1 protein-coding gene is annotated in these 472 nt (G+C 40.3%); it reads left to right on the forward strand.

The annotated features are described in order from the left end of the window. Positions 1–472, forward strand: a 472-nt coding sequence (locus tag CSV64_RS16480) for a transposase (protein WP_143565217.1), incomplete at both ends; no start/stop codon positions are given.

Here is a 472-nt window from a genome sequence, read left to right on the forward strand (position 1 = left end):
TATCAACTCATCATTGCGAATGCAGATACGCATGAACCACTCGACATCTTGCCAAATCGTAGAAAAGATACGATTAAAGATTATCTGTATCAATATGGAGCGGACGTGAAATTAGTCGTAATGGATATGAATCCGAGCTTTAAAGCAGCGGTGAGAAAAGCTTTAGGTCGTCCCGTTATCGTCGCAGATCGCTTTCATTTCTGTCGATATATTTACTGGGCCATTGATGAGGTACGACGTAAAGTACAAAAAGAATGGCATGCGTATGATCGCAAGAAGTGTAAACGGATGCGACATGTCCTGTATAAACGAAGTAGGAAACTACATGATAAAACAAGGTGGTATCGTGATCGGTACATAGGTATGTCTGAGGAATTGAAAACAGCTTATGAATTGAAAGAAGCGTATTGTGAATGGTTTGATTGGGCGAAGACGACAGATGATGTCGTAGAAGTGAAAAGAAGATTAGAAG

The organism is Sporosarcina sp. P32b, from assembly GCF_002743335.1.
GTDB lineage: Bacteria > Bacillota > Bacilli > Bacillales_A > Planococcaceae > Sporosarcina.